Annotated in this window: 16 protein-coding genes; 8 read left to right on the top strand and 8 right to left on the bottom strand. The window is 73.3% G+C overall.

Going from position 1 to position 12,915, the window contains the following annotated elements:
• The first annotated feature begins 7 nt into the window (after positions 1 to 7).
• Positions 8 to 811 carry an endonuclease I family protein gene (locus VIU94_RS25375; protein ID WP_331914462.1) on the top strand — a complete coding sequence of 268 codons (804 nt, stop codon included), beginning with the start codon at positions 8 to 10 and terminating at the stop codon, positions 809 to 811.
• A gap of 67 nt (positions 812 to 878) precedes the next feature.
• On the opposite strand, the gene VIU94_RS25370 is transcribed toward VIU94_RS25375, so the two are convergent.
• The gene (locus tag VIU94_RS25370) at positions 879 to 1,535 is read right to left on the bottom strand and encodes a DUF6197 family protein (protein WP_331914460.1); all 657 of its coding nucleotides are present in this window, start codon (positions 1,533 to 1,535) and stop codon (positions 879 to 881) included.
• Between the two features lie 101 nt (positions 1,536 to 1,636).
• Here VIU94_RS25370 and VIU94_RS25365 point away from each other — a divergent pair, with 101 nt between their 5' ends.
• Complete coding sequence (locus tag VIU94_RS25365; protein ID WP_331914458.1) at positions 1,637 to 2,491, top strand: cytochrome P450 family protein; 855 nt, start codon at positions 1,637 to 1,639, stop codon at positions 2,489 to 2,491.
• Positions 2,488 to 3,312, top strand: coding sequence for an isocitrate lyase/PEP mutase family protein (locus VIU94_RS25360; protein ID WP_331914456.1), 825 nt, complete (start codon positions 2,488 to 2,490; stop codon positions 3,310 to 3,312). Before VIU94_RS25365 ends, VIU94_RS25360 begins: the two co-directional genes overlap by 4 nt.
• Positions 3,313 to 3,349: 37 nt before the next feature.
• Here VIU94_RS25360 and VIU94_RS25355 read toward each other — a convergent pair whose 3' ends face one another.
• Complete coding sequence (locus VIU94_RS25355; RefSeq protein ID WP_331914454.1) at positions 3,350 to 3,712, bottom strand: MerR family transcriptional regulator; 363 nt, start codon at positions 3,710 to 3,712, stop codon at positions 3,350 to 3,352.
• Between the two features lie 80 nt (positions 3,713 to 3,792).
• Between VIU94_RS25355 and VIU94_RS25350 the strand changes: the two genes are divergently transcribed.
• Entirely contained in the window at positions 3,793 to 4,998 is a 1,206-nt protein-coding gene (locus tag VIU94_RS25350) for an MFS transporter (RefSeq protein ID WP_331914504.1), read from the top strand.
• 17 nt (positions 4,999 to 5,015) lie between these two features.
• Here the strand turns inward: VIU94_RS25350 and VIU94_RS25345 are convergent, their stop codons facing one another.
• Entirely contained in the window at positions 5,016 to 5,972 is a 957-nt protein-coding gene (locus VIU94_RS25345; RefSeq protein WP_414721013.1) for a GlxA family transcriptional regulator, read from the bottom strand.
• 120 nt (positions 5,973 to 6,092) lie between these two features.
• Here VIU94_RS25345 and VIU94_RS25340 point away from each other — a divergent pair, with 120 nt between their 5' ends.
• A complete protein-coding gene (locus tag VIU94_RS25340) occupies positions 6,093 to 6,686 on the top strand; it encodes an MBL fold metallo-hydrolase (protein ID WP_331914452.1) in 594 nt (197 codons plus the stop codon).
• On the opposite strand, the gene VIU94_RS25335 is transcribed toward VIU94_RS25340, so the two are convergent.
• The 3 genes from VIU94_RS25335 to VIU94_RS25325 all read right to left on the bottom strand — a co-directional run bounded on the left by VIU94_RS25335 (position 6,683) and on the right by VIU94_RS25325 (position 9,412).
• Positions 6,683 to 7,624 carry an ATP-grasp domain-containing protein gene (locus VIU94_RS25335; protein ID WP_331914450.1) on the bottom strand — a complete coding sequence of 314 codons (942 nt, stop codon included), beginning with the start codon at positions 7,622 to 7,624 and terminating at the stop codon, positions 6,683 to 6,685. The genes VIU94_RS25340 and VIU94_RS25335 overlap by 4 nt on opposite strands.
• Positions 7,625 to 7,714: 90 nt before the next feature.
• Positions 7,715 to 8,368 carry an RDD family protein gene (locus VIU94_RS25330; RefSeq protein ID WP_331914449.1) on the bottom strand — a complete coding sequence of 218 codons (654 nt, stop codon included), beginning with the start codon at positions 8,366 to 8,368 and terminating at the stop codon, positions 7,715 to 7,717.
• A gap of 183 nt (positions 8,369 to 8,551) precedes the next feature.
• Positions 8,552 to 9,412 carry an MBL fold metallo-hydrolase gene (locus tag VIU94_RS25325; RefSeq protein WP_331914447.1) on the bottom strand — a complete coding sequence of 287 codons (861 nt, stop codon included), beginning with the start codon at positions 9,410 to 9,412 and terminating at the stop codon, positions 8,552 to 8,554.
• A gap of 119 nt (positions 9,413 to 9,531) precedes the next feature.
• Between VIU94_RS25325 and VIU94_RS25320 the strand changes: the two genes are divergently transcribed.
• Complete coding sequence (locus VIU94_RS25320; RefSeq protein ID WP_331914445.1) at positions 9,532 to 10,485, top strand: AraC family transcriptional regulator; 954 nt, start codon at positions 9,532 to 9,534, stop codon at positions 10,483 to 10,485.
• Here the strand turns inward: VIU94_RS25320 and VIU94_RS25315 are convergent.
• Entirely contained in the window at positions 10,449 to 10,946 is a 498-nt protein-coding gene (locus tag VIU94_RS25315; protein ID WP_331914443.1) for a GNAT family N-acetyltransferase, read from the bottom strand. The genes VIU94_RS25320 and VIU94_RS25315 overlap by 37 nt on opposite strands.
• Positions 10,947 to 11,012: 66 nt before the next feature.
• On the opposite strand from VIU94_RS25315, the gene VIU94_RS25310 reads away from it, so the two are divergent.
• A complete protein-coding gene (locus tag VIU94_RS25310) occupies positions 11,013 to 11,666 on the top strand; it encodes a M15 family metallopeptidase (protein WP_331914500.1) in 654 nt (217 codons plus the stop codon).
• A 33-nt stretch (positions 11,667 to 11,699) separates the two neighbouring features.
• A complete protein-coding gene (locus VIU94_RS25305; protein WP_331914441.1) occupies positions 11,700 to 12,428 on the top strand; it encodes a tyrosine-protein phosphatase in 729 nt (242 codons plus the stop codon).
• 13 nt (positions 12,429 to 12,441) lie between these two features.
• Here the strand turns inward: VIU94_RS25305 and VIU94_RS25300 are convergent.
• The coding region (locus tag VIU94_RS25300) for a TetR-like C-terminal domain-containing protein (protein ID WP_331914439.1) at positions 12,442 to 12,915 on the bottom strand (474 nt) is incomplete at its 5' end.

Below are 12,915 nucleotides of genomic sequence, written 5' to 3'. Positions count from 1 at the left end.
ACCCCCCATGTTCGCTGCGAAGATAGGCAGATGGAAGGCGCTGGCGGCCGCCCTGTCCGCGGTCCTCGTCGGCCTCGCCCTTCCCACGGTCGTCGCGGCCCCCGCGAGCGCCACGACCAGCCCGTACGACAGCACGTACTACAAGAACGCGATCGGCAAGACCGGCCCGGCGCTGAAGTCCTCCCTGCACACCATCATCAGCAGCCAGAGCAAGATCTCGTACGACGCGGTCTGGAACGCCCTGAAGGTCACCGACCAGGACCCGAACAACAGCGGCAACGTGATCCTGCTGTACAGCGGCACCTCGCGCAGCAAGTCGCTCAGCGGCGGCGCCGTCGGCAACTGGAACCGCGAGCACGTGTGGGCGCAGTCGCACGGCGACATCGGCACCTCGGCAGGCCCGGGCACGGACCTGCACCACCTGCGTCCCGCGGACGTCCAGGTCAACAGCATCCGCGGCAACAAGGACTTCGACAACGGCGGCAGCCCGGTGAGCGGCGCGTCCGGCAGCTACACGGACTCCAACTCGTTCGAGCCGCGCAACGCGGACAAGGGCGACGTGGCCCGCATGATCCTGTACATGGCCGTCCGGTACGAGGGCGACGACGCGTGGGCCGACCTGGAGCCCAACGACTCGGTCTCCAACGGCAGCGCCCCGCTGCACGGCCGCCTCTCGATCCTGAAGCAGTGGAACGAGCAGGACCCGCCCAGCGCCTTCGAGATGCGCCGCAACGACGTCATCTACGGCACGTACCAGGGCAACCGCAACCCGTTCATCGACCACCCGGAGTGGATCGAGTCGATCTGGTAGTCGGACCACTGAGCAGCGCGCTCCGGGCTCCGGGCTCCCCGTCGTCGGCGGGGAGCCCGGAGCTCCGTCACGAGCCGGCGTGCGCGGCGCGGCGGATGGTGGCGTCGACGAGGGCCAGGGCGTCGGCGGCGGTACGGCCGGGGGCGCGGTTCCAGGGGCCGATGAGGTCCGACCAGCCCTGCGCGCGCAGTTCGGTGACGATCCAGGCGGCGGCGCGGTTCATCGTGTCGGCGCTGCCGTATCCGAGCCGGTGGGCGGTGAGCAGCGCGCCGCAGACGCAGCGGGCGCCCCGCGTGTCGCGGAGTCTGTACGGCTGGTTCTGCCAGCCCCATTCGACGAGGACCCGGCGGGCGTAGCCGAGGTGTGTGGAGGGCCGCAGGTCGGCCTGGCCGAGGCGGCGCCAGGCGTGCAGGCGGTCCGGCAGGATCGCGCCGAGCCGGCCGGGCAGCGGCCGTTCGGCGGGCGGGGCGGGCGGCAGCGCGTCGAGGGCCGTGGCGACCAGGCGGTCGACGGGGAGGGACAGCAGGGCGCGCCAGTCCGTGGGGGCCGGCGGCGCAGGCGGAGGCGGCGGCGCGGGGGCGCGGGGAGCGGGTTCGAGGGCCGTGACATCCCAATGGGCGACGAGTTCCTGCCAGGCGGCGGAGTCGTACAGGGCGACCGCTTCGCGGTCGAGAATGTCCGTCGGCGTGGGCACGAGACCTCCATGGAGATTACTCCCCCTCATTTAGGAAGAATGTCGGCTTTGTCGCTTCGGTACTTGAGCGTCGGCCGCACACCACGATGTTTCGGCCGCCGCCGAACGGTTCCGCGCCTACCGTCGTCGACATGACCTCCTCCCTCTCGCCCCTCCTCGTCGACGCCCCCGCCGACGTGCGGGCCGTGCTCGCCGACCCCCGCTTCGGCGTGCCGGCCGCGCCGGTCGACGACACGCCGCCGGGCTCGCTGCGGTGGCTCCGACAGTCCGTCCCCCGATTCGCCAACGGCCCGGTGCACGCGCGCCGGCGGGCGGCGGTCGAGGCATTGCTTGCGGCGCCGGAGCTCACTCCGGAGCGGCTACGGAAGGCGGCCCGGCGACGGGCTCGGGAGGCCCGTCCCGAGGACCTCCCGTACGTCCCGGTGACCACGCTGGCCGCCGTACTGGGCGTGGCGGAGCCGGACCTCGCGCCCGCGGCAGCCGCGACCCGGCTGGTCGCGGCGGCCTACCAGCCCGGCGCGTCCGAGGCCGCCGCGGCGGCGGCCGACGGCGGGGTGGCGACGCTGCTCGATCTGCTCCCGGAGCCCGATCCGGAGCGGGCCGCCCTACTGATCTGCCTGCTGGTGCAGGCCTGCGACGCCACGGCGGGTCTCGTACGGGCGGCGTCCGCGGCTGCGGCTGCGACTGCGACTGCGACTGCGACGCACGACGACCGGACCACGGTGGACGGGCTGGTCGCCAACACCCTGCGCCGGGAGCCGCCCGTCCGCGCGACGCGCCGCGAGGCACTCGCCGACGCGACGGTCGGGGGCTGTCCGGTCGCCCGGGGCACGATGCTGCAACTGGACCTGGCAGCCGCCGAACCGGGCCTGGACCCACTCCCCTTCGGGCACGGTCTGCGCCCCTGCCCCGCCTGGGCGCAGGCACTCGCACTCGCCGGCGGGGTCCTCGACATCCTGAAGCTCACGAAAGCAGGCACAGCATGAACGACATCGACGCCCCCGCCCTCGACCGTTTCGAGGAGTTCCGCGCCCTGCACCGCCCCGGCGCGCCGCTCGTGCTGCCCAACGCCTGGGACCACGCGTCGGCCGCCGCGCTGGCCGCGGCCGGCTTCCGGGCCATCGGCACGACCAGTCTCGGCGTCGCCGCCGCAGCGGGGAAGCTCGACGCGACCGGCGACACGCGGGATGAGACCGTCGCCCTGGCCCGAGGTCTGAGTCGGCTCGACGCACTGATCAGCGTGGACATCGAGGGTGGCTTCGCCAATGACCCGGGCGAGGTGGGCGCGTTGACCGCGGAGCTCGAAGCGCTCGGTGTGGTCGGCGTGAACCTGGAGGACGGGCGGCCGGACGGGTCCCTCGCCGACGCGGAGCACCAGTGCGCCGTGATCCGTGCGGTGAAGCGGGAGGCCCCCGCGCTGTTCCTGAACGCCCGCACCGACACGCACTGGCTCCCGGGCCACACCGCGCAGACCGAGGCCCGGATCCTGGCGTACCAGGAGGCGGGCGCGGACGGCGTGTTCGTCCCCGGGCTCCAGGACCCGTCGGCGATCGCCGGACTCACCGCGAGCCTGCACGTCCCGCTGAACGTGCTCCACTCCCCCGGCGGCCTCTCCCTGCCGGATCTCGCCGGACTCGGGGTGCGCCGGGTGAGCACCGGTTCGCTGCTCTTCCGCTCGGCGCTGCACGCCGCCGTCGTCGCGGCCCGGTCCGTCGCGGAGAGCACGCCCACGGCGACGGACGGCCTGCCGAGCTACGACGAAGCCGCCGGCCTCGCCGAGGCGTTCATCGGGAACCAGGGCGAGTAGCCGAAGCCGTCCGGCCTCTCCGACACCCGCCGCCGCGTCACACGTCGGCCCGGACCGTGTCCACGTACTCGGCGATGGCGTCCCGGTTGCGGATGAGGCACTCGATGCGCTGCGTCATGCGGTCGCGCTCCTCCTCCAGGGTGGCGAGCATCTCCGGGGTGGCGTCCTTGAAGTGGATGACCCGGGGCTTGTCCAGGCAGGGCAGGATCTGCTTGATGATGCGGGTCGGCAGCCCGGCGTCCAACAGGCCCCGGATCTGCAGGACCCGGTCGACGAACCGCTCGTCGTAGGAACGGTAGCCGTTGGCGCAGCGGTCGGCGGCGATCAGGCCCTGCTCCTCGTAGTAGCGCAGCAGCCGCCGCGGGGTCCCGGTGCGCTCCGACAGCTCGCCGATCCGCATGTGCGCGCCTCCTGTCCGGCCGGGCTTGACCTTCACATCAGTGTGAGGGTTCGAGCATACGCGGCATGCGAAGCGACACCATGACCACCTCGGCCGACCCGTCCGCCTCGTCCCTCCCGGACGACGGCCGGCGGCTTCCCCTACTGGCTCTTCTGGCCCTCGCCACGGCCGTGTTCATCACCAGTCTGACCGAGACCCTGCCTGCGGGACTGCTGCCCGCGATGAGCGGCGACCTGCGGGTCGGCGAGTCCGCCATGGGGCAGTCGATCACCGTCTACGCGGTCGGCACCGCCCTGACCGCGCTCCCGCTGACCGCTGCCACCGCCGGCTGGCGGCGCAGGCGGCTGCTCCTGACGGCGATGGCCGGTTTCGCCGTCGCCAATACCGTCACCGCGCTCTCCGACAGCTACCCGCTCACGATGGCAGCCCGGTTCGTCGCCGGCGTGGCCGCCGGACTGGCCTGGGCTCTGCTCGCCGGGTACGCGCGCCGCATGGCACCGGCGTACCTGCGGGGCCGGGCGATCGCGATCGCCATGGCCGGCATCCCGCTCGCGCTGTCGCTGGGCGTGCCCGCGGGGACCTTCCTCGGCACGCAGCTCGGCTGGCGGGTGGCGTTCCTGGTGATGACCGGGCTGACCGTGGTCCTGCTGGGCTGGATCGCGCTGGCCGTCCCGGACTTCCCCGGGCAGCGCCGGGGCGCACGTACACCGGTGCTGCGGGCGCTGGGGGTGCCGGGGGTGGCGCCCGTCCTGTTCGTCACGTTCACGTTCGTGCTGGCGCACACCGTGCTGTACACGTACATCGCCACGTTCCTGGACCGGCGCGGCATGGGCGGCTCGACGGATCTGGTGCTTCTGGTCTTCGGCGGCGCGTCGCTGCTGAGCATCTGGGTCGTCGGCGCGCGGATCAACCGACTGCTGCGCGCCCTCACCGTCGCCGGCACCATCCTGGTCGCCGCGGGCGCCGCGCTGCTCGCCGTACGGGTCGACAGCCCTGCCCTGGTCTACGCGGCGGCAACGCTGTGGGGCCTCGGCTGGGGCGGCGCGCCGACGCTGCTGCAGACCGCCGCGGGCGACGCGGGCGGGGAGTCCGCGGACGCGGCGCAGGCGATGCTGGTCACGCTGTGGAACGCGGCCATGGCGGGCGGCGGGGTCGCGGGCGGGGTGCTGCTCGACCGGTTCGGCCCGGCGTCGTTCCCGTGGACGGTACTTGCCCTGCTCGTGCCCGTACTGCTCGTCGTGCTCGGCGCGCGGGCGCACGGCTTCCCCGCCCGGCGGCCGGCCTGAGGCATGCCCTCGGATCGCTACGGAGTGCCGGTGAAGGCGCGGCGGTACGCGCGGGGCGGGACTCCCCGGCGCCGCACGAACTGTTCGCGCAGTACGGCGGCGCTTCCGTAGCCGACGAGGCGGGCGATCTCCTCGACCGGAAGGTCGGTGGACTCCAGGAGCTCCTCGGCTCTGCTCAGCCGCAGGCTGCGCAGCCAGGCGTGCGGCGTGGTGCCGGTCGCGGCGGTGAACCGGCGAGCGAAGGTGCGCCTGCTCATCATCGCGCGGCGGGCCAGTTCCGTGACGGGCAGCGGCTCGTGGAGGTGCTCACGGGCCCAGCCGAGTACCTCGGCGAGCCGCTCGTCCTGGCCGTCCCCGGGGACGGGTGCGGCCAGGTACTGGGCCTGCCCGCCGTCGCGATGGGAGGGCAGGACCACGTCCCGGGCGACGGTGTTGGCGAGCGCGGTGCCGTACTCACGCCGCAGCAGGTGGAGGCAGAGGTCGAAGCCCGCCGCGGCTCCCGCGCCGGTCACGATGGCCCCCTCGTCGATGTAGAGCGCGTCGGGCTCCACGGTGACCTCCGGGTGGCGGCCGGCGAGGAGTTCGGCGAACCGCCAGTGGGTGGTCGCACGCCGGCCGTCGAGCAGTCCGGCGGCGGCGAGCGCGAACGTGCCGACGCAGTGGGCCGCGACCACGGCGCCGCGCTGGTGCGCGGCCCTCAGCGCGTCGAGTACGGCGGGGGTGGGGGGTGTACGGAAATCAGCCCCGGGCAGGGCGACGACCAGATCGGCCTCGGCGAGCCGGTCCAGTCCGTGCGCGACGGAGAGCGGCACGCCGCAGTCCGTCGGCACCGGCCCGGCCTGGTCGGCGCACAGAGCGACGTCGAAGCCGGGCGCCTTCGCTCCGTGCGGGCCGAACACCTCGGTGACGATGCCGACGGCGAGCATGCCCACGCCGTGCGGGACGTACGCGGCGACGGTCTTGAAGGGCGGCATAGGGGGCCTCGGCGGCAAGGGCGGCATGCGCGCAGTGTGGCACAGGTTTGGCACGAATCCTGCGATGAGAGGCAGCGGTGCCACTCGTGAACCCGTGCCGTCCCCGGCAGGATTGAGGCCATGACAGACGCACCGCTCGGCCGCAGCGCCGCATTCAAGGTCCTGACCACCGGCTACGTGGGTTCCACCGGCCCCGGAGTCGCCGCCACCGTCTCCTACATATCCGACGCGGGACGGCATGTGATCTTCGACCCGGGCATGGTGGCCAGCCGCGACGACATCCTCGCCCCGCTCGCGGAGTTGGGCCTCGGCCCGGAGGACATCACGGACGTGGTGCTCAGCCACCACCACCCGGACAACACCATGAACGTGGGCCTCTTCGATCGTGCCCGGGTGCACGACCACAAGGTGGAGTACCGGGGCGACCAGTGGAAGAACCGGGACGCCGAGGGCTACGAACTCACCCCGTCGCTCCGGCTGATCCGCACCCCGGGCCACAGCCCCGAGGACATCACGCTCCTTGCGGGCACGGACGCGGGCGTGGTGGCCTTCGCCGGAGACCTGTGGTGGCACGCGAACGGCCCCGCGGACGACCCGGTGGCCCCGGACCGCGAGATCCTGCGCGCCTCCCGGCTGCGCGTCCTCGCCGCGGCGGACCTGATCGTCCCCGGCCACGGCGCCCCGTTCAAGGGCGACGACTCGACCCCCCGCTAGAGCCTGTCCGGCGGATCAGGGTTGGATACGTCGCGTCGCGGCCCCGGCCGTGATCCGCCGGACGGGCCCTGGCCGTCGAGAAGCAGCCGGGGCAGCAGGCCGGGTGCGGTCGTCGGGTGGGCGTCGCTGACCTGGCCGTCGCCGACCTCCACCACGCGCCAGACGCCGTCCGTGCGTCGCGCCAGATCGGTGGTGACGAAGCGGCAGCCCAGCCGGGCCACGGCAGCGGCGATCCGGGCGAGTTCGGGGCCCGGGACCGGGTCCGGGTCGTGCGCGGCCGGACCGTCCGGGTGCGGGGTGATCAGCCTGGGCGCGCCGTCCAGCCACCAGACCCGCAGCTCGGTCGCCGCGGAGGCGGGCTTCTCGTACGGCTCGAAGGCGCGGAGCACGATGCCGCCGGCGAGCCACTCGCCCTGGAGCTCGGCGAACCGCCCGACGACCCGGCCGAGTCCCGCCGGATCGCGCAGGTCGGGGACGTAGCAGGCCTCGTCCCACTCATGCTTGCGGGACTTCACGTAGTCCTTCACGATGCCGGGCCCGGGCGGCAGGCGCAGCGCGAGGGCGGCCGCGTCCGCGGCGCCCTCGGTCCAGGCGCTGACCGGCGTGAGCTCGGCGAACTCCTCGTACCAGCCGGGCAGTTCATGAGCGGTGCGGTACTGCTCCGGCGTGACGAGGAGCGAAGCCCCGCGCCGCTCCAGCGCGCGGGCGAGGTCGCGGTAGCGGTCGGCGGGGATCATCCAGCCGCGGTACCAGCACGGCCCGCAGCCCTCGGGCACGCGGGCGGCGGCCCGCTCGGCGTCGCCGCGCAGGAGCGCGTCGTGGTCGACGCGGGCGACCGTGCCGCCGTGCGCCCGGGCCTCGCGGGCCTCGGCCGCGAAGTGGCCGTCGACCCGACGTTCGTCGAGCGGGTCGGCGCAGTACAGAAGGGCAGGCGGCATGCCGGACACTCTACGGAGCCCGGTTCGGACACGACGAGGCCGGGGCCTCCCGCGCTGTGCGGGCGGGGCCCCGGCCTGATCGTGCGGGTCTCAGCCCTTGTTCTTCTTGATGACGACGGTGTTGCACACCTTGTCGGCGAAGGTCTGCTTCTTCTCGTCCCACAGCGGCCACAGCCAGCCGACGTAGCAGGCCATGGAGTCGAGGATGTGGGAGATCTTGCGGACGAGGGCCATCCCGAAGCCGAGGTGGCTGCCGTCGGCCTCGCGGTGCAGGCTGATGCCGAGGACCTTCTTGCCGATCGACTGACCGGTCGCGCCCTCCTTGTACAGCTGGAAGACGGCCATGCCGAGCGCGTATACGACGCCGATGAAGAAGAGGGCGCCGGGCTCACCGTCGTCGCTGATGGCGAGGTTGATGAAGCCGAGGAGGTACATCGGGCCGGCGATGATCAGCGCGTCGAGCAGCTGCGCGCCGAAGCGCTGACCCCAGTGGGCCAGCTCCGGCATGCCGGCGCCGGGAGCACCGGGAGCGCCGGGAGCCTGCGGGTAGGCGCCGTACGGCTGCTGCTGCGGGGCCTGCTGCGGGTAGCCGTACTGCTGCGGCACGCCCTGCGGGGCCTGCTGCTGCGGATAGCCGTAGTTCGGCTGACCCTGCGGGGGCTGCTGCTGCGGGTAGCCATAGCCGGGCTGACCCTGCGGCGGCTGCTGCTGGTTGTACGGGTTGTTCGGGTCGCCAAAGCTCACGGCGAATGACCCTCCGTCGGGATGTCGAGGACGTGACGGCCCGGGCACGAAGCTGCGCATGCAAGCGGTGAACCCCCGCCGCGGCCGACATGGCGCGGCTCATCGTTCCCGCAAGGTCAACTCTTTGTCCAATCGGATACCTGTCGCATTGTTTGCAGAAGGAACATCCCGCCTGCGCCGAAATCAGAAGCCGCCCCACCGTGTGACGGCGAACCGCTCGCCGTCACGGTGCACCTCGGCCGCCCCCGCGCCGCCGAAGTGGGCCGGGATCACCAGCTGTTTCGTGTCGGCGGCGCGTTCGAGGATGCGGCGGCGGGTGACGGCCGCCGCGGCCGGATCCTCGCAGAAGCAGCTGCTGCACTCCGGTGCGCGGAACTGGACCGGGCTGTGCAGGATGTCGCCGACGAAGACGGCCCGCTCGCCCCCGGAGTCCAGGCGCAGGACGCTGGAGCCCGGGGTGTGGCCGGGTGCGGCCTCCAGGGTGAGCTGCGCGTCGATCCGGACGGTGTCCTCCCAGAGAACCGCCTGGCCGGCGCGCAGGACCGGTGCGACGCTGTCCGCGAACATCAGCGGCTGCGTCCGCTCGGCATGGGCGCGGTCGGCCGCGGGGACGTAGTACGTCGCTCGTGGGAACAGCGGGACCCACTCGCCGTCCCGCTCCTCGGTGTTCCAGCCCACGTGATCGACGTGCAGGTGGGTGTTGACGACGACGTCGACGTCCTCGGGGCGGACGCCGGCCGCCGCGAGGCGGGCCGGGAGGTCCGACCGCAGCCGGTGGAACTGCGGCGTGTCGGGCCGCTCCCGGTCGTCGCCGACGCCGGTGTCGACGAGCACGGTACGGCCCTCGCTACGGACGATCCAGGTCTGCAGGGCGGCGACGTACTGGTCGGCGGCGGGGTCCCAGTGGTCCGGGGCGAGCCAGTCCCGCTCCGCCTGCCAGGCCTCCGGGGCGAGGCCGGGGACGATGGCACGGGCGGGCGCGAACGGGCCCTGCCACTCCATGACCCTGATGATCTCCACATCGCCCAGCATGATGCGTTCCACGGCGTTCCTCCGGTCCCTTGCGGCTGTGATGTGTCGAGCGTAGGAAGCCGCCGCGAGCCTCTCAATGCTCCACGGGCTCATCCGGATACGCATGACGCTCATCGAGGTACGCTCGGCCGATGGATGTGGTGAGCGACGCCGTTGCGGCGGTACGGGTCGGGCGGCCCTCCTCCACGCGGGTACGGGTGACGGGGACTTGGTGCACGCGGCTCGCGGCGTACGACGGGGCGGGCTTCCACGTGGTGCTCGAGGGCAGCTGCCGGCTGCTGCCCGACGGCGGTCCCCCGGTCTCGCTCGGCCCGGGGGACGCGGTGTTGCTTCCGCACGGGACGGGTCATGTGCTCGCGGACGGGCCGGTGGACGCGGCGACGGCGGAGCGGGCGTTCCCGTTCGAGGAGTGGAGCGCAGAGCAGGGCACGGAAAGCGCTGAGGGTGGGGTGGAGATGCTGTGCGGGAAATACCGGCTCGACCGCACGCACGGGCATCCGCTGACGACGGAGCTGCCTGACGTCCTCCATGTGCCGCACCGGATCGGTCGGCATCCCGAACTCCGCTCGGCGATCGACCTGTTGGGGCGAGAGGTCACGGCGGAACGGCCGGGCGTCGGGATCGCCCTGCCGGGGCTCGTCGACCTGCTGCTCGTGTATCTCGTCCGGGCCTGGTTGGACGAGGAGGCCGCGGGCGGGCGATCCGGCAGCGGTCGCTGGCCGGCCGCGCTGGACGATCCCGCCGTGGCCGCGGCGCTGCGGGCGATGCACGAGGATCCGGCCCGGCCGTGGACGAACGAGCGCCTGGCCGCCGCGTCCGGCGTGTCGCGGGCCACCCTGACGCGCCGGTTCGCCGCACTCGTGGGCCGGCCGCCGATGGCGTACCTCACCTGGTGGCGGCTGACCCGGGCGGCGAGGCTGCTGCGCGACACCGAGGACTCCCTGGACGCGGTCGCGCGCCGGGTCGGCTACGGCTCGCCCTACGCCCTCTCGCACGCCTTCGCCCGGCAGTTCGGCACGACGCCGGGCCGATACCGGCGCGCGTCGGATCAGCCCGAGGCGCCGCCGGTCAGATCGAGTACATAGGACGTACCCGGGCGGCCGTCGAGGACGATGTCGCCGGTGGGAGCGAAGCCGGCGCGGGCCAGCACGACGCGCGAGCCGGGGTTGTCGAGGGTGGTCTCGGCGCGGAGCCGGGTCAGCCCGTACTCCGTGCCGGCCAGCTCGGCCAGTTCGCGGACGGCGGCGGTGGCCAGGCCCCGGCCGCTCGCCTTCTCCGCGATCCGGTAGCCGAGTTCGGCGGTCCCGTCCTCGACGTCGATGAGGTTGACCCGGCCCAGGACCTCGCCGTGCTCGTCGACGAGGAGGTGCATGTGGATCCCGCCGTCGGCCTGTTCGTCGAGCAGCGCCTGGTGCCGGGCCGCGAACTCGGCGAAGTACGCGTCCCCCCGGTCGGGCACGGAGCGGGCGAAGTACTCCCGGTTCTCCTTCTCGAAGGCGAGCAGGGCGGGGGCGTGGTCGGCGCGCAGACGCTGGAGTTCGGGCATGCCGGGAAGGGTACGTCCTGGAGCGAACTCCAGGTCAAGGATGATGGCCCGATGAACGAGATCACGATGAACGAGATCATCCTGATGTCCGACCCTCGCGTCACCGGGATCCCGGTCGAGGAGTGCGGCGAGCCCCTGGTCGACGTCCGGCAGGACGGCTCGCTGCTCGTCGACCCGCGCAAGCAGGACCCGGCGAACGCCTTCGCGCTGCTCCGCCAGGACGTCCTGCGGCGGCTCCGCGACGCGCAGGAGGCGCTGCCCGGCGGGCTGCGGCTGCTGTTCGTCGAGGGGTACCGCCCGCCGTCGCTCCAGCGCCGGTACTTCGAGGAGTACGCGGCGGAGCTCCGCGCGAGCCGGCCGGACTGGCCGGAGGAGCGGGTGCACGCCATGGCGAGCCGCTACGTATCTCCGCCCGACATCGCCCCGCACAGCGCGGGCGCGGCGGTCGACCTGACGCTCGCCGACGCCGACGGCCGCGAACTCGACCTCGGCACCCGCATGAACGCCTCTCCCGAGGAGAGCGCCGGCACCTGCTACACGGCAGCCGAGGGCATCACCGCCGAGGCCCGCGAGCACCGCGCGATCCTGGGCGCCGCGCTCACCGCGGCCGGACTGGTCAACTACCCCACCGAGTGGTGGCACTGGTCCTACGGCGACCGCTACTGGGCCCAGTCCGTCGGCGCCCGCGCCGCGCTCTACGGCCCGTACGAGCAGGCCTGACCAGGCCCGGAGCCCCCCACGTAGGGTGGCCGGATGAGACGACACATCCCCTTCACGCACCTGCACAACTTCCGTGATCTGGGCGGGTATTCGACCGCCGAAGGGCGCGCCGTCCGGTGGGGGCGGCTGTACCGGGCCGACTCGCTCGGGAAGCTGCGCGGCGAGGACTGGGTACGGTTCCAGGAGCTGGGCGTGCGGACGGTGATCGACCTGCGCTATCCGTGGGAGATCGACGCGAAGGGCCGGGTCCCTGAGGCCGAGGGGCTCGTGTACGCGAACCTCAGCATCGAGCACCGGCCGTACGACCAGGCGGAGATCGACCCCGCCCTCGATCCGTGGCGGTACCTCGCCGACCGGTACGCCGAGGTCGCCCTCGACGGGGCCGCCGAGCTGCGGGAGGCCCTGGAGCTCATCGCCGACGGGGACGCTCCGCAGGTCTTCCACTGCGCCTCGGGCAAGGACCGCACCGGGCTGCTGGCCGCGCTGGTCCTGACGCTCCTCGGGGTCGACGAGGACACCGTCGCCGCGGACTTCGCGCTCACCGAGCTGGCGACGGAGCGCCTGGTCGCCGACTGGCAGGCCGCGCACCCCGACCGGAAGCTCCGCTGGCCGGGCTACGGGCGTGCGCCGGAGGACGTCATCCGGCTCTTCCTGGCCGACGTGAGGGCGACGTACGGCTCGGTGGAGGCGTACGTCCGCGACCACGTGGGCGTCGACGACGCCGTGGTCGGCCGGCTCCGCGAGCGACTGCTGACGGACTGACCAGGGCCACCGCCTACGGCCGTCGCTCCGCGCGCAGTCCGTGCAGCAGCAGCTCGACGTGGTCCGGGACCTCGGCCGGGTCGAGCTCCCGGTGGCCGACCAGCAGGCGGTACCAGAAAAGCCCGAAGAGCTGGTCGGTCGCGGCCTCCAGGTCGGCGTCGACCGGCAGTTCGCCGCGGTCCACGCCGCGGGCGAGCAGCGCGAGCACCACGGCGCGACGGCTCTCCACCCACACCTGGAACGGTTCGGCGAAGGCCGGGTCGAGCTGGGCCTCCGCCATCAGGCCACGCAGCGTCAGGACCCGGAGCGGGTGGGCGGAGACGCCGTACAGGGCGGCGGCGAAGGCGGTCAGGTCGCCGGCCACGGTGCCGGTGTCGGCGTCGGGCATGCGGTGCTCGACGACCGTGCGGTACGCGTCCATGACCAGTGGGGCCTTCGACTTCCACCAGCGGTAGATGGTGCTCTTGGCGACCTCGGCGCGGGCGGC

The sequence above is a fragment of the Streptomyces sp. genome, assembly GCF_036566765.1.
In the GTDB taxonomy this organism is placed as follows: Bacteria; Actinomycetota; Actinomycetes; order Streptomycetales; family Streptomycetaceae; genus Streptomyces.
The sequence above is the reverse complement of the archived record's forward strand: the minus strand, read 5'-3'. Positions and strand labels throughout refer to the sequence as shown.